Origin of the sequence: Lapillicoccus sp. (assembly GCF_025353065.1) — a bacterium.
In the GTDB taxonomy this organism is placed as follows: Bacteria; Actinomycetota; Actinomycetes; order Actinomycetales; family Dermatophilaceae; genus Lapillicoccus.
Genome location: NZ_JANXRJ010000144.1, coordinates 1 through 17,898, shown reverse-complemented (window position 1 = coordinate 17,898; position 17,898 = coordinate 1). Strand labels below are relative to the sequence as shown.

Here is a 17,898-nt window from a genome sequence, read left to right as displayed (position 1 = left end):
ACGTGCCATGAGGCGGAAGGCGCGACACCGCTCGCGCGCCCGACGGGTAGCGTCGACCACCATGACGGGAACCCGACCGGCCCGCGGTCGCGCCAGGACCTTCGCCGGGGTGGGTGCCCTCCTGCTCGTCGGCATCGGGGCGTGCAGCGGGTCGGTGACACTGCCGACCGGATCGACGACCACTCCCCGCGGACCCAGCACGTCCCCGGCAACCACCTCGAGCACCGCCTCCGACACGTCGACGACGGCCCCGCTCACCCCGGCGGCGACGCGCCCGGGCACCTCCACGGGGGGACCGACGGTGGCGAGCTGCGTGGAGCGCACGGCTTCAGCCCTCACGACAGCGCAGCGGGTGGGGCAGCTGCTCATGGTCGGCATCCAGCCCGGTCAGGCGCCGGGCGGCCTCGACGGGGCGATCGCGGCACAGCACCTGGGCGGTGCGATCTACCTCGGCGGGTGGAGCGGCAGTGCGGCTGTCCGGCAGACCTCGACGCACCTGCAGGGGCAGGTGACGGCGGTGTCGACCGGTGGCGTGCGCCTGCTCGTCGCGGCCGACCAGGAGGGTGGGCAGGTCCAGCAGCTCAAGGGTCCGGGCTTCACCTCCCTGCCCTCCGCGCTCGCCCAGGGACAGTCGTCGGCCACCGCCATCTCGGCGAACGGCGCGACCGCCGGTCGCGAGCTGCGTTCCGCCGGCGTCAACGTCGACCTCGCGCCGGTTGCCGACACGGTCTCGAGCGCCCTGGGTCGCGGCAACGGCCCGATCGGGCGCTACGACCGCGAGTTCGGCCACGACCCCGCCACGGTGTCCCGCGGAGTCACGGCCTTTGTGCGCGGACTGCGGTCGTCCGGGGTGGCTCCGACGCTCAAGCACTTCCCGGGCATCGGCCGGCTCACGGGCAACACCGACACGACGGCGACCGGCATCACCGACACCATCGCCTCGGCCTCGGACCCCGACCTCGACCCGTTCCGGCAGGGCATCGCCGCGGGCGCCCAGCTCGTGATGATCTCGACCGCGCGCTATCCGCAGCTCGACGCCGCGAACCAGGCCGCCTTCTCCCCCGCCATCATCTCGGGACTGCTGCGCGGGTCGCTCGGCTGGCAGGGCGTCGTGGTCACCGACGACGTGGGCGCCGCGGTGTCCGTCTCCGGCATTCCCTACGCCGACCGCGCGACCCGGTTCGTGGACGCCGGTGGCGACATCGTCCTCACCGCGACCCTCTCATCGGTGGCGCCGATGGCGCAGGGTCTCCTCGCCCGGTATGCCGCCGACCCCGCCTTCGCGGCCAAGGTCGAGGCCTCCGTGAGCAGGGTCCTCGCCCAGAAGCAGGCTCTGGGCCTTCTCAGCTGCGGCTGAGGCTCGGCGGCATACGGGAGCGACAGCCTTGCTTCGTTCCGGACTCGCGATCCTCGCAATCCGTCGGGCTCAGAGGCCCCATTCCTGCGAGGATCGCGAGTCCGGAAGATGCGCATGTGTCGGCCGCGGTCGCCGCCCGGACCAGCACAGGTCACCTGACACCGCGGCCACGCTCGGACCCCGACATCCGATGGGCTTGTGCATGTCGGGGCGGGCGGCGCGGTCCGGTCGAGCAGCGGGCCGGGCGTCTCCGGTGCGAGGATGGCCGTGTGATGCAGACGACTGATGCCGGTGCAGGTCCGGCCCTCGTCGTGCGCTCGTTCCGAGCCTGCCTGGCCTCGGTGACCCAGACCCCGGAGGCCGATCTCCCGGCCGACGCCGGAGACTTCGCCACGTTGGTCGGCCGATGGCGGTCCTGGCTGGCCGGGCACGGCGCCGGCCTGGTACCCATCGCCGGTGCCGAGCGCTTCAGCTGGCCCGGTTACTGGATCGCCGTCCTCGACACCGCCGACCCGGCCGCCGCGCGGGCTGCGGTGGTGATGTTCGGGACTCCCGCCGGGGTGGTTTTCAGCCCCGACGATCCCCGCCTGCTCGGCTCGGCCGCAGCGACGCTCCCGGTGGTCGCGGGTTACGTGGTGGCCTCCCTCGATGCCGAACTGCGCGCCGCCCCACCCGCGACGCCTCAGCGCGGAGTCGTCGAAGCTGTCGCCATCGCCCAGCACGCTACGGGGCCAGTGGAACTGGTTCCTTCTGCTCGCGCCCACGCCGGACGAGGCCTCGAGGGCGACCGCTATGCCGCCGGCGCCGGGACGTTCACCCCGCGGACGGCGGGCGGACGCGGCTACGACCTGACCCTGATCGACGCAGGGGTCCTCGACGTGCTGAGTCTTCCCGGCGGCACCGGCCTCGCCTACGCACTGGCCCGCCGCAACATCGTCACCCGCGGCATCGACGTGGCATCCCTCGTCGGTCGCCGGTTTCGCATCGGCGACGTCGAGTGCCTCGGACAGCGGCCGTGCGAACCCTGTGCCCATCTGGAGAAGCTCGCTTCACCCGGGGTGCTGCGGGCGCTGATCCACCGTGGCGGCCTGCGTGCCGACATCCTGACCGACGGGCTGATCGCCCGTGGCGACAGCATCGAGACCATCGACTGAAACTGATCAGCTTCCTACGGCTTGGTTCCGGACTCGCGATCCTCGCAATCCGGAGGGGTCGGACGGCCCATCCTTGCGAGGATCGCGAGTCCGGAACAGAGGGGGTTACGCCTGGACCTGCTGCACCGGCATCGACGAGTCGGTCGGGAGGTCGAGCCGGGACGGGGTCCGACCGCGGTCCACCAGCTGCGCCCCCAGCGCCGCGACCATGGCCCCGTTGTCGGTGCAGAGGCCGGGCCTCGGCACGCGGAGCCGGATACCCGCCACGTCACAGCGCTCCTGGGCCAGAGCGCGCAGCCTCGAGTTGGCCGCGACCCCGCCCCCGAGGAGGAGGTCGTCGACGCCGTTCGCCGCGCAGGCCCGGACGGCCTTGCGCGTCAGCACGTCGACGACGGCCTCCTGGAAGCTGGCGGCCACGTCGTTGACGGGAACGGCTTCACCCGCTTGCTCGCGCAGCTGCACCCAGCGCGCGACCGCGGTCTTCAGCCCCGAGAAGGAGAAGTCGAACTCGTGATGCTGCCGGTCCTTGCCCGAGGTCAGTCCGCGAGGGAAGTCGATCGCGATCCGGTTGCCGTCCCGAGCGGCCCGGTCGATGAAGGGTCCACCCGGAAAGGGCAGGCCGAGCACCCGGGCCACCTTGTCGAAGGCCTCCCCCGCGGCGTCGTCCAACGTCGACCCCAGGGAGCGGATGTCGCGGGTGACGTCGGGGACCAGCAGCAGGCTCGAGTGGCCACCCGACACGAGCAGGGCCATCGTCGGCTCGGGCAGCGGTCCGTGCTCGACGACGTCGACGGCCACGTGAGAGGCGAGGTGGTTGACCCCGTAGAGCGGTGTGCCGAGCGCGAGGGCGAGCGATTTGGCCGACGCGACGCCGACGAGCAGGGCTCCGGCGAGGCCCGGTCCAGCGGTCACCGCGATCGCGTCGAGGTCCTGCAACCGCACCCCGGCCTCGCGACAGGCGCGTTCGATCGTCGGCACCATGGCCTCGAGGTGCGCCCGGCTCGCCACCTCGGGCACCACACCGCCGAAGCGGGCGTGCTCGTCGACGCTGCTCGCGACCGCGTCGACGAGCAAGGTCTGGCCGCGCACGATGCCGACTCCGGTCTCGTCGCAGGAGGTCTCGATGCCGAGCACCAGGGGTCCGTCGGTCATGACGCCGCCGCCCGGTCCCACTGCTTGCGCAGCACGAGCGCGTCGACGTCGCCCGGCTGGTAGTAGCGCCGACGCACGCTGAGCTGCTCGAAGCCGTGTCGGGCGTAGAGCCGCCGCGCCGGGGCGTTGTCGGCGCGCACCTCGAGCATCAGCCCGGACGCGCCGGACATGGTCGCCCGCTCTTCGAGAACTGCGAGAAGCCTGTCCCCCCAACCTGATCCACGGTATGCCGCGGTGACGGCGATGGTCATCACGTCGGCGACGTCGCCGCCGAGGTCGAGACCGGCATACGCGCCGATCAAGCCGTCATCGGCGACCGCGACGAGATAGTCGCGCCGGGGCCGGCCCGCCAGCTCCGCCCACCAGGTCGGCTCGGTCCACGCGTCGTGGGCGAACAGCTCGGCGTCCAGCCGGGCGAGGACGGGGATGTCCGTCCAGGTCATCTCACGCAGCCTCATCCGAGGGCCGACCTCGCGATCGCTGACGACGCAGACGGCACGGCGTCGGGTCGACGGAGGTAGAACGGCTCGTGCTCGTCCACGGGGTCACCGGCCGCGAGCCGTTGGATCACCAGCTCCGCCAGCGCTGCCGCTGAGACGTCGATCAGCCCGAACCCTTCGCTGGACCCGGGCAGGACTGGGGCAGAGCGCAGCTCACCTGGGCTGAGTATGCCGGCAGTCCACACATCGGGGTAGAGCTGCGGCCCACGGCCGACCGTCGGCAGGGCGACGACGTCGGCGTCGAGGTCGGCGGGACGGCTGACCGTCGGGTCGCCGATCCTGCGGATGCCTCCCGGCTGAGCCGGCTCCACGGCATACCGCGACCAGTAGACCTCCTTGCGGCGGGCGTCCGTCGCGACGAGGAGCTCACCGCCGGAGACCGCGCCGGAAACCACCCCCTGGTGGGCGAGGACGTCGAGGCTGCAGAGGCCGTGCACCCGCGCGCCGACCGCGAGCGCGAAGGTGCGCGCCGTGACGATCCCGACGCGGAGCCCCGTGAACGGTCCGGGGCCGAGTCCGACGGCGACATGGGTCACGTCCGTCGGTGTCACCCCGGCCCGGTCCAAAACGGTGCGGATGCCCGGCGCGAGGTGCTCGGCGTGGCCACGGGCGCCGAGGGTCGTCGCCTCGGCGAGCACCGACGACCCGTCGTGCAGGGCCACGGTGATCGCCGACGTCGAGGTGTCGATGGCCAGCAGGAGCACGTCGCTCACGCTATCCCTCGGGCGGTGAGGTCGGTGAGGTCGGTGAGGTCGGTGAGAGTGAGGCAAGAGCCTCTACCGCCTCGGGCCGTTGCCACCGCGCACCGGTCAGCGTCAGGGCCGCTCGGCGCGCTCCCGCCGACACGACCTCGAGGGCGAGCTCGAGCCGGTCGTCCGACAACAGCTCGGCCACCCCGTGGCCCCACTCCACGACGGTGACGCTGTCCTCGAGGGAGGCGTCGAGGTCGAGGTCGTCGAGCTCGAGCCCCCCGCCGAGGCGGTAGGCGTCGGCGTGGACGAGGGCCGGACCGCCGACCAGCGACGGATGGACGCGGGCGATGACGAAGGTCGGGGACGTGATCGGCCCTCGCACCCCGAGCCCCTCGCCGAGCCCCTGGGTCAGCGTCGTCTTGCCGGCGCCGAGGTCGCCGGTGAGGACGAGCAGGTCTCCCGCACAGAGGAATTGGCCAAGAGCGACCCCCAGCGCGCGGGTCGTGGCGGCCGTCGGCAGGCTCCACCGGAGGGGCTCGACGAGCGAGCCACCCGGCGCGCCGACGAGAGCGTCAGGCATCATCGCGCCTGCGCCGCAGGCCGGAGCCGCGCTCCTCCCTGCGCTCCTCCCGACCACGCTCGATCCGGCGGCGCTTGTCGAGGTCGGTCACGACCCGGACGGTGCGCGGCTGGCGTTCGGTCTCGACGTCACGAAGCCGTCCGCGCACAGCCCGCTCGGCCAGCGAGACGAGCTGGGTGCTGAGCAGGTCGGGGTGCTCGAGCATGATGACGTGGCCGCCGTCGCGCACGATGACGTGCTCCGCGCCGGGAATGGCTCGCACGATGGCCTCGCTGTGGTCCGGCGGCGTGAGCACGTCCTGGTCGCCGTTGAAGACGAGGGTCTCGACGTCGCGGAAGACCGAGAGGACCGCGGTCTTGTCGTAGTCGGTGAAGGCCGGGGTGAAGGACGACATCACGCTGAGGTCGGTGCCGAGCAGCATCTTGGCGGTGAGCCGCACGATGCGCCGGGGCACCGGTGAGGCGAAGGAGTACCGCTCGACGAGGAACTCCGAGAGGTCGCGGTTGGCCCGCAGGATTGTCTGGAGCAGCTCGGGACGCGCGGTGAACAGGCCCGCGGTGCGTGGGCCGAGGCGCTCGAGCAGGATCCGTCCGACGCTCACGGCGAGGTCGTCGCCGGCGAGCGGCATACCTCCCGGCGAGGTGGAGATCGCACCGAAGCCGATGACCCGGTCGCGGACCAGCTTGGGGTGAGACTGGCCGAGGGCCATCGTCGTCATCCCGCCCATCGAGTGGCCGGCCAGCAGCAGCGGACCCTCCGGGGCCACCTCGGCGATGACACGGGCGAGGTCCTCACCGAGGTGGTCGATGGTGTAGCTCTGCGGGGAGCCCTTCGCCGACCGACCGTGACCACGCTGGTCCCAGACGACGACGCGGTGCCCGGCCTGGGTGAGGGCACGTCGCTGGAAGACCCAGCACTCCGACGTGAGGCAATAGCCATGTGACAGAACGACGGTCGGACGAGGGTGGCCCTCGATCTCGGTCTCGCTGCCCGGCTGGGGATCGTCGACCTCGACGTGCAGCGGTACCCCGTCGTCGGCGAGCACGACGAGCTCCCGGCTGGCTGCGGCGACCAGGCTGTCGCCGGTGTCGAGGGCCTCTCCGCGCTGCCGGTGGATGCGATCGGCGACGATGCCCACGGCAGTCGCCGCCCCGGCGACGCCGATCCCCAGCCCGAAGCCGATCAGGCTGCGGTTGCTCGGGCTCACGTCAGGGCCTCCTCTCCGACGAGGACCCGCGGCACCCGGGGTCCGATGCGGGTGACGATCTCGTAGCTGATCGTGTCGGTGGCGTCGGCCCAGTCCTGCGCCGTCGGACCGGCCGGGTCGGCGCCGAAGAGGACGACCTCGTCACCGGCTGAGACCGTGCTGCCCGGTCCGAGGTCGACGACGACCTGGTCCATGCAGACGCGGCCGGCGATGGTGCGGCGCACACCGGCGACGGCGAGCGGCCCGACGTCGGAGGCGTTGCGGGGTATGCCGTCTGCGTAGCCCATCGGCACGAGGCCGAGGACCGTCTCGGTGGTCGTCCGGTAAGCGTGGCCGTAGCTGACGCCCTGGCCGGCGGGCACCTGCTTCACACTGGCCAGCCGGGCGGTCAGGGTCATCGCCGGGACGAGGCCGAGCTCGTCCGAGGAGGCGACCGAGGGGAGCGGGGTGAGGCCGTAGGCCGCGATACCCGGACGGACGAGGTCGTAGTGGGTGCGCGGGGCCGTCAGGGTCGCCGCCGAGTTGGCGAGATGACGCACCTCGAGCCGGCAGCCGGCCGCCTCGGCCGTGCGCACGGCCTCGTCGAAGACGACGATCTGGGCCGCGGTGATGGGGGCGTCCGGGACGTCGGACGAGACGAGGTGCGACCACACGCCGACGACGGTGACGACTCCCTCCCGCTCGTAGCGGCGAGCGTCCGCGACGAGGCGGTCGAAGTCGGCGCCGAAGGCCCCACCCCGGGCCAGGCCGGTGTCGATCTTGAGGTGCACCCGTGCTGGTCGCTCGAGCAGCCTTGCGGCAGAGGCGATCTCGTCAAGGGCCCAGGTCGTCGAGACCCCCAGATCGATGTCCCGGGACAGGGCCGCCTCGAAGTCGGTCCCCGGCACGTGCAGCCAGGTGAAGAGCCGCGCCGTGATCCCCGCGTCCCGCAGCGCGACCGCCTCCCCCTGCTGCGCGGTGCCGAGCCAGGTGGCCCCCCCGGCGAGGGCGGCCCGGGCGCTCGGGACCAGCCCGTGGCCGTATCCGTCGGCCTTGACGACCGCCATCAGCTGCGCCCCCGGTGCCGCGGCGCGCAGGGTCTCGACGTTGTGCCGGATCGCGGCGAGGTCGACGACCACGGTGGCGGGGGCGGTCGTCGGTCGTAGGAGCTGGTCGGTCATGAGGACACCAGTCTCTCAGGCGGGGTCAGGCGCGGGTGAGCAGGCTCGCGACCACGGCCGGTATGCCGTGGGCCACCTCGGTCACCCGCAGCGGGCCGCCACCCGAGGCGCGGTCGGCCGCGACGCCGTGGACGAGGGCACCGAGCGACCCGGCGTCGAGCGGGCTGAGCCCGGCTGCCAGCAGGGTGCCGATGAGGCCGCCCAGGACGTCTCCGGCTCCTGCCGTGGCGAGCCACGCCGGGGCGTCGGCCTGCGAGCGGATCGCTGCGGCGGGGTCCGGCCCGACGACGAGGGTATGAGCGCCCTTGAGCAGCACCGTCGCTCCCGTGCGCTCGGCCGCGGCCCGGGCGTGGGCCAGGGGGGCCCGGGTCACGTCCTGCCGGGACACCTCTCCCCCACCGGGTCCGGCACCAAGGCGGGTGAGGAGCGTCGCGAGCTCGCCGGCATGGGGCGTGAGGAGGGTGGGGGCATCCCGGCGGTCGACGAGGGCCAGCGCTCCGGCGTCGACGAGGACAGGCAGGTCGCTCGCGAGGGCCCGCTCGGCGCTCTCGCGCTGCTCACGGGACTCGCCCGAGGTGCCGTCGATGTCGAAGCCCGAGCCGATGACCCAGGCCTGGACCCGCCCCCCTGCCGTGACGACCTCGGGGGCGGCCTGGTGGACGAGCCACCGGACGTCGCGGGGGCCGAGGTAGCGGACCATTCCCGGTCCCGCGCCGAGGGCGCCGAGCACGCTGAGGACGGCGGCCCCGGGGTAGCGCACCGAGCCGGCCACGATCCCCACGACTCCGCGAGAGTACTTGTCGCTGCTCGCTCCTGGCGTCGGCCAGAGGGCGGCGACGTCGTCGAAGGTCACCCGCTCCACCGCCGGCGTGACGCCCCGCGCGTCGACCCCGATGTCGACGACGGTGAGCCGCCCGACGGCGGCCTCCGTGGCCGGCATGAGGTGGACGGGCTTGGCCAGGGAGAAGGTCACCGTCTCGTCGGCGGGCACGAGGTGGGCGGGACCGGTGCTTCCCTGGGCTACGTCCTCATCGGGGACCGCCTCGCCTGCCGGGTCGGCGCCGCTGGGCAGGTCGACGGCGATCACCCAGGCGTCCTCCGGGATGGCCTCGACCCACGGCCACACGTCAGGCCGCAGCCCCGGGCGACCGCCGATGCCGGTCAGCCCGTCCAGCACGACGTCGGCCTCCGCGAGGACCTCCGCCCACGCGTCGTCGTGGTGGAGCAGCACGACGCCGTCGGCGATGGCGGTCTCCGTCGCCGCGTCCTCGCCCCCGCGGTCGACGCTGACCACAGCGACCGCGTAGCCGGCCTCCGCGAGGAGGCCTGCGGCATACAGGGTGTCGGCGCCGTTGTCCCCACCACCGACGAGAGCGACGACCCTTCGTCCGTGGCGCTCCTCGAGACGCACGCCGGCGACCCCGGCGAGGCCGCGGGACGCGCGGGCCATCAGCTCACCGTCGGGAAGTCCCGCCCGCGCCCGGTCCTCCAGGGTGCGGACGTCCGCGACGCGGTAGGCCTCGATCATCGGCCCTCCGCGACGACGACGGCGGAGGCGATGCCCGCGTCGTGCGACAGGGAGAGGTGGAAGGAGTCGACCCCGAGGGCGTCGGCGCGGGCGGCGACGGTCCCCGCCACCTGCAGGTGCGGCCGACCGGAGTCGTCCTTGACGACGGTCGCGTCCGTCCAGGACAGCCCTGCCGGGGCACCGAGGGACTTGGCCAGCGCCTCTTTGGCTGCGAATCGGGCTGCGAGAGAGGCGAGTCCGAGCCCTCGCTCGGTCTCGGTGAAGAGCCGCTCACGCAGCGCAGGGGTGCGCTCCAGCGTCAGCCCGAAGCGCTCGATGTCGACCACGTCGATCCCCACGCCGATGATCACTCGACCGTGACCGACTTGGCGAGGTTGCGCGGCTGGTCGACGTCGAGACCCTTGGCGTTGGCCAGCTCGCAGGCGAAGACCTGGAGGGGCACGACCGTGACCAGGGGCGCCAGCAGCGGTGGCGTCGCCGGCACCCGCACGATCTCGTCAGCGAAGGGCACGACGTCCTCGTCGCCCTCCTCGGCGATGACGATGGTCCGCGCGCCCCGGGCCCGGATCTCCTGGATGTTGGAGACGACCTTGGCGTGCAGCCCGTGCTCGCTGGAGGGGGACGGCACGATGACGAAGACCGGCTGGCCCGGCTCGATGAGGGCGATCGGACCGTGCTTGAGCTCACCCGCCGCGAACCCCTCGGCGTGGATGTAGGCGAGCTCCTTGAGCTTGAGCGCCCCCTCGAGCGCGACGGGGTAGCCCACGTGCCGACCGAGGAAGAGGACCGCGCGGGTGTCGGCCATGAAGCGCGCGATCTCGCGGACACGGTCCATCGAGTCGAGCACCGCCTGGATCTTGGCCGGCACCTCGTGCATGTCCTTCATCACCGCCTGCGCCTCGTCGGCGTAGGTGCCGCCGCGCAGCTGGGCGAGATACAGGCCCAGGATGTAGGTCGCCGTGATCTGGGCGAGGAAGGCCTTGGTCGAGGCGACGGCGATCTCGGGGCCGGCGTGGGTGTAGAGCACGGCGTCGGACTCGCGCGGGATCGTCGACCCGTGGGTGTTGCAGATCGAGATCGTCAGTGCCCCGAGGTCGCTCGCGTGCTTGACGGCCATCAGCGTGTCCATCGTCTCGCCCGACTGGGAGATCGAGACCACGAGCGTCTTCGCGTCGATCACCGGGTCGCGGTAACGGAACTCGTGCGCCAGCTCGACCTCGCAGGGGATCCGCGTCCAGTGCTCGATGGCGTACTTCGCGATCATGCCGGCGTATGCCGCGGTGCCGCAGGCGATGAAGACGATCTTGTCGACCGCCCGCAGGGCGTCCTCGGAGATGCGCAGCTCGTCGAGGACGAGGGCGCCGAACGCATCGGTGCGCCCGAGCAGCGTGTCGGCGACCGCCCGGGGCTGGTCGTGGATCTCCTTGGTCATGTAGTTGGGGTAACCGCCCTTCTCGGCTGCGGCGGCGTCCCAGTCGACGTGGAACCGGCGGCCCTCGGCGGGTTCTCCGTCGAAGCCGATGACGGTCACCGAGTCGGGGGTGATCGTGACGATCTGGTCCTGGCCGAGCTCCATCGCCTCGCGGGTGTGCCCGATGAAGGCGGCGACGTCGGAGCCGAGGAAGTTCTCACCCGTGCCGAGCCCGACGACGAGCGGGCTGTTGCGGCGGGCGCCGACGACGACGCCGGGCGCGTCGGCGTGGACGGCGAGGAGGGTGAACGCGCCCTCGAGCTGGGCCACCGCGGCCAGCATCGCCCCCGTGAGGTCACCCGAGGCGGCATACTCACGGGCCACGAGATGGGCCGCGACCTCGGTGTCGGTCTCGGAGGTGAACACGACCCCGTCGTCGACGAGCCGGGACTTCAGCGCGTGGAAGTTCTCGATGATCCCGTTGTGGATGAGGGCCAGTCGCAAGTCGGGGCCCCCGAGGTGCGGGTGGGCGTTGTGGTCGGTCGGGCCGCCGTGGGTCGCCCACCGGGTGTGGCCGATCGCGGTGCCAGACGGCGGCATCGGGTTCGCGGCGATCGCCTCACGGAGGTTGACGAGCTTGCCGGCCTTCTTCTGGAGCGCGATCTCACCGTTGCTGACGAGGGCCACACCGGCCGAGTCGTAGCCGCGGTACTCGAGGCGCGCCAGGCCCTCCATGATGACGTCCAGCGCCGTGCCGTCCCCTCCGGCTCCGACGTAGCCCACGATGCCGCACATGAGGAGCAGCCTAGTGCGACACAATGGCGAGGTGACGCAGCAGACGGCCACCGACAGGGCGTCTCTGCCGTCCCCCTATGTCGAGCTCGACCGGGCGGCCTGGTCGCGGTTGCGGGAGAACCACCCGCTCAGCCTCACCGCCGCGGACGTGTCGAGGCTGTCCGGTCTCGGCGACCCGCTCGACCTGCAGGAGGTCGAGGAGGTCTACCTCCCGTTGTCGCGCCTGCTCAACTACTACGTGGCGGCGACGAGCCAGCTGCACCGGATCACCAGCAACTTCCTCGGCGAGCGCCCGCCGCGCACACCGTTCGTCATCGGCGTCGCGGGATCGGTCGCGGTCGGCAAGTCCACGACCTCACGCCTCCTGCGCGAGCTGCTGTCGCGATGGCCGGGGACGCCTCGGGTCGAGCTCGTCACGACCGACGGTTTCCTCTTCCCGAACTCCGTCCTCGAGGGCCGAGGGTTGTTGTCTCGCAAGGGTTTTCCTGAGTCCTACGACCGGCGGGCCCTGTTGCGCTTCGTCGCGGAAGTCAAGGCGGGCAGGTCGGAGGTGCGGGCGCCGGTCTACTCCCACCTCAGCTACGACATCATCCCGGGCGAGCAGGTGATCGTGCGCCAGCCCGACGTGCTGATCGTCGAGGGCCTCAACGTCCTGCAGGGTCCCGTCGTGCGCGACGACCGCGGCACGGGGATGGCGGTCAGCGACTTCTTCGACTTCTCGGTCTACGTCGACGCCCGCGTCGAGGACATCCAGACCTGGTACGTCGAGCGCTTCCTCTCCCTGCAGGAGACCGCCTTCGCCAACCCCGACTCGTACTTCCACCGGTATGCCGGCCTGTCCGAGGACGAGGCCCGCACCACGGCCGCCCGGATCTGGCGGGAGATCAACGGCCCCAACCTCGTCGAGAACATCCTTCCGACCCGCTCCCGGGCCTCGCTCGTGCTCACCAAGGGGCCCAACCACGCCGTCCGGCGGGTCCGGCTCCGCAAGCTCTGAGCCCGGACGGGCCCGGACGCGCCTGATGGCCTTCTCGACGGCACCAATGCTCAAGACCAGCTGCGGGTGTCCCCAACCACCTTGTCCTCGGCGCGCATTTCAGTCATTCCCTCACTCTCCACGCGGGCAATGCCTAGGTGTCGCGTTGTGACGGCGGTGGCTTTCGACGGAAACGCCGCCTCGGCTCCCGGCCGGGGTCGATCAGCCAGCGGATGCTGGCCCGGTTCCCCACCGCGCAGGCGATCGCGGTCGACATGGATCCGGTGATGCTTGCACTCGGCCAGGGCGCACTCGGTACAGCGGGCGGCCGGCTGCGATGGGTCGATGCCGACCTGACATCTGCCGATTGGACGCATGCGACCGGCGTCGCAGTTCGATGCCGTGTTGAGCAGCACCGCACTGCACTGGCTGCCGGCTGAAGCCTTGAGCGGGCTTTACCGCGACCTCGCACAACTTCTTCGACCGGGAGGCGTGTTCCTCAACGCCGATCACCTGCCTTACGGTCCCGCGACACCCATCCTGGCACAGCTGAGCGAGCACCCCTCGACGAGTTCTGGAGCGATGAGTCCTTCGCCACTCGCGGCGCCGAGACAGCAGAGCAATGGTGGGAAGGCCTCACCCACGAACCCGGGCTGGGCCCGCTCCGGGCAGAACGGGCTCGACGCTTCGACCGTAAACAGCGCCCCCACCCCGCCACCGTCGACGACCACGTCACGGCGTTGCGAACCGCCGGCTTCCGCGAGGTTGGCCCGATTTGGCAGGCCCTCTCGAACCGAGTACTCCTGGCCATCCTGTAAGACCCGCGTCTCCCACCCGAGCAGGCCGAGCCACGACATCCGCCGAAACAGACGAGTTCTCGTGAACCCGACGTGTAGGCACTCCGCGAGGCGATGAGGGATCCGCATCCGGGGATCGGCTGGGAGCCTAGGGCAAGTGCTGCCGCCAATCCGGGCCGCGGACAGGCAGTTGCGCCAATGCTGTCGTAGGACCACGTCAACCCCTGGCAGTGACATCGTGGAGTTGATATCGGAGGTGGTCGCTATGGAACAGATCCTGATCCGCAATCTTCCTGCTGGGACTAAGGCGGCGCTTCGCGCGCGTGCCAAGCCAGCGTCACCGGTCGGTCGAGGCAGAGGCACGCGACGTGCTCACCAGGGCCCTGGCGGGCGAGCCCGTCACTATCGTTGACCTCCTGGGCACCGACGAGGGTGCCGACATCGAGTTCGAGCCCGAGCGGCTTGGCCTGACGGTTCGCTCAGCGCAACTGTGAAGTACCTCTTGGACACCAACGTGGTGTCCGCACTGCGGGTCCGAGGGCGCAACCGACCCGTCGAGGTGTGGGCAGCGTCGGTCCCCGTCGGTGACCAGTTCGTCTCAGCATTCACCGTCGCGGAGATCGAGCGAGGAGTGATGGCCAAGGAGCGATCCGACGCTGAGGAAGGAATGGTCCTGCGTCGCTGGTTCGACGAGAACGTCCTGCCGACGTTCGCCGACCGGGTCCTGCCGTTCGATCTGTCGGCGGCCCGGATCCTCGCGGCATATCGGGTTCCCGAGCACGCACCGTTCGACGACGCCCTCATTGCCCCCGTCGCAGAGGCCGCAGGGATGGCCCTCGTGACGCGGAACACGAAACACTTCGAACCCTTGGGCGTCCCTTGCCTCGACCCGTGGGACACCACCGCGTCAGACTGACCCATCCACGGCAATCGTTCGACGCCGCCTGTTCCAGAAGGGCGTCATGGGTGCCGGTGGCCGGGCAGGTGGGCGCGCTCACCGTCGTGGTCGAAGATCGTCAGGATGTCGACGGGCCCCTCATGCGCCTGGATGGCGTGCGGGGTCATCGTGGAGAACTCGGCCGCCTGTCCCTCGCGCACGAGGATCGAGCGCTCCCCCAGCCGTAGCAGGACGGTCCCGCTCAGCACCGTGAACCACTCGTAGCCCGGGTGCACCTGCGGCCCGCTGGTCGCGTGGTCGGGCGTGATGCGCATCCTGGCGATCGTCACCCCGCGGCGGTCACGCTCGCGCGACAGGAGCCACACGGTCGAGCCGGCGCTCGTCTCCGGCTCGGGGCGGATGACGACGTCGTCATCGCCCTCGGGCTCGACGAGCCGGTCGAGCGTCGTCCCCAGGGCTTGGGCTATGGGCACGAGCTGGTCGAGGGCGATGCGTCGATGGCCCGTCTCGATGCGGCTCAGGGTCGAGGCCGAGAGGAAGCAGCGGGCCGCGAGGGCGTCGAGCGTCCACCCCCTGGCCACACGCAGGCTGCGGATGCGTTGACGGACGACCGTCTCGACGATTTCTTGCGTCATACGCAAGAGAGTATGCCATTGACGAATGCAGCGCCTACCGTGCTCTTCATGACGCACCCCCACACCCACGAGCACCATCCTCACTCCGGACAGCACGACCGGCCCGGCCACGGCCCCGCTCCGGAGGGCGACACCGGCCTCGCCGAGATCCTCGACCTCGACGCCGCGCTCGGTGCCCCGGTGATGGCGGCGGCGCTCGATGCCGCATCTCGTGCCCTGGACGCAGCGCCCCACAGTGTCGTCGATCTCGGCGCCGGCACGGGGACCGGCACCCTGGCGCTCGCGACCCGCTTCCCGGACGCGCAGATCCACAGCCTCGACGCCTCGGCCACCATGCTCGACCGACTCGGGGCCGTCGCGGCCAGCGCGGGCGTCGCCGACCGCGTCAGGACGCACCTCGTCGACCTCGACGCCGACTGGCCCGACGTCGTCCCAGGCGCTGCCGACCTCGCCTGGGCCGCCCTCTCGCTGCACCACGTGAGCGATCCCGCGCGGGTGCTGCGTCAGGCGTGGGGCGCCCTACGCCCGGGCGGCGTGCTCGTCGTCACCGAGTTCACCGGCGCGACCACCTATGACCCCGCCGACCTCGGCACCGGCCGCGACGGCCTCGGCCCGCGCCTGGTCGCCGTCCTGGCCGCGCACGGCTACCCCGTCACCGCGGAATGGACGGCAGACCTCGGTGCCGTCGGGTTCGCCCCGGTCGAGCGCCACGAGACCGCGCTGACCGCAACGGGTCGCACCACCGACGGCGCTCGCTACCTGGCGTTGCAGCTGTCCATGAACCGGGCCCGGCTCACGCAGGACCTGTCCGCAGCGGACCTTGCCGCTCTCGACGCTGCGATCGCCTCGCTCGAGGCCAGGACGTCGGAGGTCGTGCTCAGCTCCGGTCGCGCCTTCTGGGTCGCCGTCCGGCCGGCGGGTGACGAGGCGGTCACTGCCCACGACCACAGTGACCGCGAGCACGCTGACCACGAGCCCACTGACCACGCTGACCACGCTGACCACCAGCACGGGACCAGGCGATGACCGCCCTGATGCAGGCCGACGTCGTCGTCGTCGGGGGCGGCCCCGCTGGCCTGGCGGCCGCCGTCGCGCTCGGTCGCTCGCGCCGCAGCGTCGTCGTCGTGGACGCCGGGCAGCCGCGCAACGCCCCGGCCGCCGGGGCGCACAACCTGCTCGGGCAGGAGGGTGTCCCGCCACTGGAGCTGCTCGCCCGCGGTCGTGCCGAGGCCGCGGCATACGGCGTCCGGATCGTGACCGGACAGACGACGGGTGCCTCAGGCGCCCTCGGCGAGTTCACGATCGACGTGGACCACGGAGCGACTCACGTCCTGGCCCGCCGCGTCGTCCTCGCGACCGGCCTCGTCGACGACCTCCCCATTGTCCCCGGCGTCGAGCAGGCCTGGGGCCGTGGCGTGCTGCACTGCCCCTTCTGCCACGGCTGGGAGGTGCGCGACCAGCGGATCGCGGTCCTCGGGCGCAACGAGAACGCGCTCCACCAGGTGCTGCCGTTCCGCCAGCTCAGCGACGACGTCACCCTCTTCCTGCACGACGCGCCCGAGCCCACCGACGAGCAGTGGGAGCAGCTCGCGGCGCTGAGGGTGCGCGTCGTGACGCCGCGGGTGGAGCGCCTGGTCGTGGACGGCGCTCAGGTCCGGGCGGTCGAGATCGAGGGCGGGCAGGCGTTCGAGACGGACGCCGTCGTCGTGGCGCCGCGCTTCGTCGCGCGGACTGCGGTCTTCGAAGCGCTGGGGGGCGAGCCGACGTCGACCCCGTTCGGCGTGCAGATCGCGGCCGATCCACGCGGGACCACGGCAGTGCCCGGGGTCTGGGTGGCCGGTAACGCGGGGGACCTCATGGCGATGGTCGTCGCCTCGGCCGCCTCCGGGGTGATGGTGGGCGCTGCGGTGCACGGCGATTTGGCCCTCGCCGACCTTGCGCAGGCCGTGCGGGTGCGGCGCGAGCCTTGCTGAGGTCGCGCGGGTGGCTGCGCGAGGGCTCAGTACCAGTGCGGCGAGCGGGCGTTCCAGGTCGCCAGGGCGTTGCAGGGCGCGCCGTAGCTGTTCTTGATGTAGTTCATGCCCCAGGTGATCTGGGTGATCGGGTTGGTCCGGTAGTCGGCGCCGACCGAGGCCATCTTCGAGGCGGGCAGGGACTGCGGGATGCCGTAGGCGCCGGAGGGGTTCGCTGCGCGGTAGTTCCAGTTGCTCTCGCCGACCCAGAGCTGCTCGAGGCAGCTCCACTGGCCATCGCTCCACCCATGGTCCCCGAGCATCGACCGCGCGACGGACTTCGGGTCGCTCTGGGCGTTGGCCACGAGCGCGACGCGCTGCGCGTCGCGCGAGACCCGGTCGGCCTCCGCCTGACGCTGAGCCGCGATGACGGCCGCCTGCGCCGCCGCGGCGGCCTCGGCCCGGGCGACGAGGGCTGCGGCGGCCGCCTTGGCCTGGTCGGCGGCATACGACGCCCGCATCGCCGTCGCCCGAGTGGCCGTCTCGCGATAGGCCTGCTGCTCCCGCGACTCGCTGGTGCCCGCAGTGGCCTGCGAGATCGCAGCGGCCGGCACGGTGAAGGCGGCCGCCAGAATAGACGTGTCGCCCATCAGCTGCCCGGCCTTGGCGAACCCCGCCGCCGAGGTCCCGACCAGGGCCACCGCAGCTCCGGCGGCGATCAGTGGTCGGCGGACGACCTTGGCTGGTGGCCGGTGGCGGGCCGTCGGACGGGTCGTGGAGGTCGTGGAGGCGTCGCGATGCCGCCCGGCGTAGCGATGACCCATCGTGGTTGAAGCTCCTTGTCCACACAGAAAGGGTCGCCCCCGAAGGAACGACCACGACGGCACCGGGCGCACGCCAAAGTGGGGCCGTGCACCGCCACGGAGTCGGGGGCCCGTGGTCTGCGTTACCAAACCGAGATATTGCGACTCGACCTTCCCATGACTCACCGGGAAGGCCAAATCGGCAAGGGGAATTTGGGGACGGACCCGACGTAAGGGATGGACAAAGCGGGATAGATCACACCCGAGGATGCCGTTCGTGGTCGACCCCTCGCCGGTCGAC

The 17,898-nt window shown here is 71.8% G+C and carries 19 protein-coding genes; 7 read left to right on the top strand and 12 right to left on the bottom strand.

What is annotated here, in order from left to right:
• Positions 1 to 61: 61 nt before the first annotated feature.
• Positions 62 to 1,357: a glycoside hydrolase family 3 N-terminal domain-containing protein gene (locus tag Q0R63_RS11375; protein WP_295697292.1), complete on the top strand. Its 1,296-nt coding sequence runs from the start codon at positions 62 to 64 to the stop codon at positions 1,355 to 1,357.
• Positions 1,358 to 1,629: 272 nt separating this feature from the next.
• Positions 1,630 to 2,511 carry an MOSC domain-containing protein gene (locus Q0R63_RS11370; RefSeq protein WP_366521113.1) on the top strand — a complete coding sequence of 294 codons (882 nt, stop codon included), beginning with the start codon at positions 1,630 to 1,632 and terminating at the stop codon, positions 2,509 to 2,511.
• Positions 2,512 to 2,616: 105 nt separating this feature from the next.
• Here Q0R63_RS11370 and tsaD read toward each other — a convergent pair whose 3' ends face one another.
• From tsaD to glmS, 9 genes are read right to left on the bottom strand one after another with little or no spacing between them, the layout of a single operon-like run.
• Positions 2,617 to 3,663 (bottom strand): tRNA (adenosine(37)-N6)-threonylcarbamoyltransferase complex transferase subunit TsaD, encoded by a 1,047-nt coding sequence (gene tsaD, locus Q0R63_RS11365; RefSeq protein WP_295697290.1) that lies wholly within the window; start codon positions 3,661 to 3,663, stop codon positions 2,617 to 2,619.
• Positions 3,660 to 4,106 (bottom strand): ribosomal protein S18-alanine N-acetyltransferase, encoded by a 447-nt coding sequence (rimI, locus tag Q0R63_RS11360; protein WP_295697288.1) that lies wholly within the window; start codon positions 4,104 to 4,106, stop codon positions 3,660 to 3,662. The genes tsaD and rimI overlap by 4 nt, the downstream gene beginning before the upstream one ends.
• 11 nt (positions 4,107 to 4,117) lie before the next feature.
• The gene (gene tsaB / locus Q0R63_RS11355) at positions 4,118 to 4,876 is read right to left on the bottom strand and encodes a tRNA (adenosine(37)-N6)-threonylcarbamoyltransferase complex dimerization subunit type 1 TsaB (protein WP_366521112.1); all 759 of its coding nucleotides are present in this window, start codon (positions 4,874 to 4,876) and stop codon (positions 4,118 to 4,120) included.
• A 1-nt stretch (position 4,877) separates the two neighbouring features.
• Positions 4,878 to 5,435 carry a tRNA (adenosine(37)-N6)-threonylcarbamoyltransferase complex ATPase subunit type 1 TsaE gene (gene tsaE, locus Q0R63_RS11350; protein ID WP_295697338.1) on the bottom strand — a complete coding sequence of 186 codons (558 nt, stop codon included), beginning with the start codon at positions 5,433 to 5,435 and terminating at the stop codon, positions 4,878 to 4,880.
• Entirely contained in the window at positions 5,428 to 6,642 is a 1,215-nt protein-coding gene (locus tag Q0R63_RS11345) for an alpha/beta hydrolase (RefSeq protein ID WP_295697287.1), read from the bottom strand. Before Q0R63_RS11345 ends, tsaE begins: the two co-directional genes overlap by 8 nt.
• Complete coding sequence (gene alr / locus Q0R63_RS11340) at positions 6,639 to 7,802, bottom strand: alanine racemase (protein ID WP_295697286.1); 1,164 nt, start codon at positions 7,800 to 7,802, stop codon at positions 6,639 to 6,641. Before alr ends, Q0R63_RS11345 begins: the two co-directional genes overlap by 4 nt.
• Positions 7,803 to 7,827: 25 nt before the next feature.
• Positions 7,828 to 9,330, bottom strand: a complete 1,503-nt coding sequence (locus Q0R63_RS11335; protein WP_295697284.1) for a bifunctional ADP-dependent NAD(P)H-hydrate dehydratase/NAD(P)H-hydrate epimerase — start codon at positions 9,328 to 9,330, stop codon at positions 7,828 to 7,830.
• Positions 9,327 to 9,680: a holo-ACP synthase gene (locus Q0R63_RS11330; protein ID WP_295697282.1), complete on the bottom strand. Its 354-nt coding sequence runs from the start codon at positions 9,678 to 9,680 to the stop codon at positions 9,327 to 9,329. The genes Q0R63_RS11335 and Q0R63_RS11330 overlap by 4 nt, the downstream gene beginning before the upstream one ends.
• Positions 9,677 to 11,536 (bottom strand): glutamine--fructose-6-phosphate transaminase (isomerizing), encoded by a 1,860-nt coding sequence (glmS, locus tag Q0R63_RS11325; protein ID WP_295697281.1) that lies wholly within the window; start codon positions 11,534 to 11,536, stop codon positions 9,677 to 9,679. Before glmS ends, Q0R63_RS11330 begins: the two co-directional genes overlap by 4 nt.
• 31 nt (positions 11,537 to 11,567) lie before the next feature.
• Here glmS and coaA point away from each other — a divergent pair, with 31 nt between their 5' ends.
• Complete coding sequence (coaA, locus tag Q0R63_RS11320) at positions 11,568 to 12,533, top strand: type I pantothenate kinase (RefSeq protein ID WP_295697280.1); 966 nt, start codon at positions 11,568 to 11,570, stop codon at positions 12,531 to 12,533.
• A 50-nt stretch (positions 12,534 to 12,583) separates the two neighbouring features.
• Here the strand turns inward: coaA and Q0R63_RS11315 are convergent, their stop codons facing one another.
• Positions 12,584 to 12,928, bottom strand: coding sequence for a hypothetical protein (locus tag Q0R63_RS11315; RefSeq protein WP_295697279.1), 345 nt, complete (start codon positions 12,926 to 12,928; stop codon positions 12,584 to 12,586).
• Between Q0R63_RS11315 and Q0R63_RS24585 the strand changes: the two genes are divergently transcribed.
• Positions 12,888 to 13,427 carry a class I SAM-dependent methyltransferase gene (locus Q0R63_RS24585; RefSeq protein WP_366521110.1) on the top strand — a complete coding sequence of 180 codons (540 nt, stop codon included), beginning with the start codon at positions 12,888 to 12,890 and terminating at the stop codon, positions 13,425 to 13,427. The genes Q0R63_RS11315 and Q0R63_RS24585 overlap by 41 nt on opposite strands.
• A gap of 384 nt (positions 13,428 to 13,811) precedes the next feature.
• The gene (locus Q0R63_RS11310) at positions 13,812 to 14,225 is read left to right on the top strand and encodes a type II toxin-antitoxin system VapC family toxin (protein WP_295697278.1); all 414 of its coding nucleotides are present in this window, start codon (positions 13,812 to 13,814) and stop codon (positions 14,223 to 14,225) included.
• 44 nt (positions 14,226 to 14,269) lie between these two features.
• Here Q0R63_RS11310 and Q0R63_RS11305 read toward each other — a convergent pair whose 3' ends face one another.
• Complete coding sequence (locus Q0R63_RS11305; RefSeq protein WP_295697277.1) at positions 14,270 to 14,842, bottom strand: XRE family transcriptional regulator; 573 nt, start codon at positions 14,840 to 14,842, stop codon at positions 14,270 to 14,272.
• A 48-nt stretch (positions 14,843 to 14,890) separates the two neighbouring features.
• Here Q0R63_RS11305 and Q0R63_RS11300 point away from each other — a divergent pair, with 48 nt between their 5' ends.
• Together Q0R63_RS11300 and Q0R63_RS11295 are read left to right on the top strand one after the other, a co-directional pair.
• Entirely contained in the window at positions 14,891 to 15,868 is a 978-nt protein-coding gene (locus Q0R63_RS11300) for a class I SAM-dependent methyltransferase (protein WP_295697275.1), read from the top strand.
• Positions 15,865 to 16,815 carry an NAD(P)/FAD-dependent oxidoreductase gene (locus tag Q0R63_RS11295; protein WP_295697274.1) on the top strand — a complete coding sequence of 317 codons (951 nt, stop codon included), beginning with the start codon at positions 15,865 to 15,867 and terminating at the stop codon, positions 16,813 to 16,815. Before Q0R63_RS11300 ends, Q0R63_RS11295 begins: the two co-directional genes overlap by 4 nt.
• A gap of 26 nt (positions 16,816 to 16,841) precedes the next feature.
• Here Q0R63_RS11295 and Q0R63_RS11290 read toward each other — a convergent pair whose 3' ends face one another.
• On the bottom strand, positions 16,842 to 17,618 hold the full coding sequence (locus tag Q0R63_RS11290; protein ID WP_295697273.1) for a transglycosylase SLT domain-containing protein: 777 nt from the start codon (positions 17,616 to 17,618) through the stop codon (positions 16,842 to 16,844).
• Positions 17,619 to 17,898: the final 280 nt, after the last annotated feature.

Coding starts and splice junctions, on each gene's coding strand:
- alr (WP_295697286.1), bottom strand. CDS start 7,802: ATGACCGACCAGCTCCTACGACCGACGACCGCCCCCGCCACCGTGGTC.
- tsaD (WP_295697290.1), bottom strand. CDS start 3,663: ATGACCGACGGACCCCTGGTGCTCGGCATCGAGACCTCCTGCGACGAG.
- Q0R63_RS11305 (WP_295697277.1), bottom strand. CDS start 14,842: ATGACGCAAGAAATCGTCGAGACGGTCGTCCGTCAACGCATCCGCAGC.
- Q0R63_RS11300 (WP_295697275.1), top strand. CDS start 14,891: ATGACGCACCCCCACACCCACGAGCACCATCCTCACTCCGGACAGCAC.
- Q0R63_RS11375 (WP_295697292.1), top strand. CDS start 62: ATGACGGGAACCCGACCGGCCCGCGGTCGCGCCAGGACCTTCGCCGGG.
- Q0R63_RS11295 (WP_295697274.1), top strand. CDS start 15,865: ATGACCGCCCTGATGCAGGCCGACGTCGTCGTCGTCGGGGGCGGCCCC.
- Q0R63_RS11335 (WP_295697284.1), bottom strand. CDS start 9,330: ATGATCGAGGCCTACCGCGTCGCGGACGTCCGCACCCTGGAGGACCGG.
- glmS (WP_295697281.1), bottom strand. CDS start 11,536: ATGTGCGGCATCGTGGGCTACGTCGGAGCCGGAGGGGACGGCACGGCG.
- Q0R63_RS24585 (WP_366521110.1), top strand. CDS start 12,888: ATGCGACCGGCGTCGCAGTTCGATGCCGTGTTGAGCAGCACCGCACTG.
- Q0R63_RS11370 (WP_366521113.1), top strand. CDS start 1,630: ATGCAGACGACTGATGCCGGTGCAGGTCCGGCCCTCGTCGTGCGCTCG.
- rimI (WP_295697288.1), bottom strand. CDS start 4,106: ATGACCTGGACGGACATCCCCGTCCTCGCCCGGCTGGACGCCGAGCTG.
- tsaE (WP_295697338.1), bottom strand. CDS start 5,435: ATGCCTGACGCTCTCGTCGGCGCGCCGGGTGGCTCGCTCGTCGAGCCC.
- Q0R63_RS11290 (WP_295697273.1), bottom strand. CDS start 17,618: ATGGGTCATCGCTACGCCGGGCGGCATCGCGACGCCTCCACGACCTCC.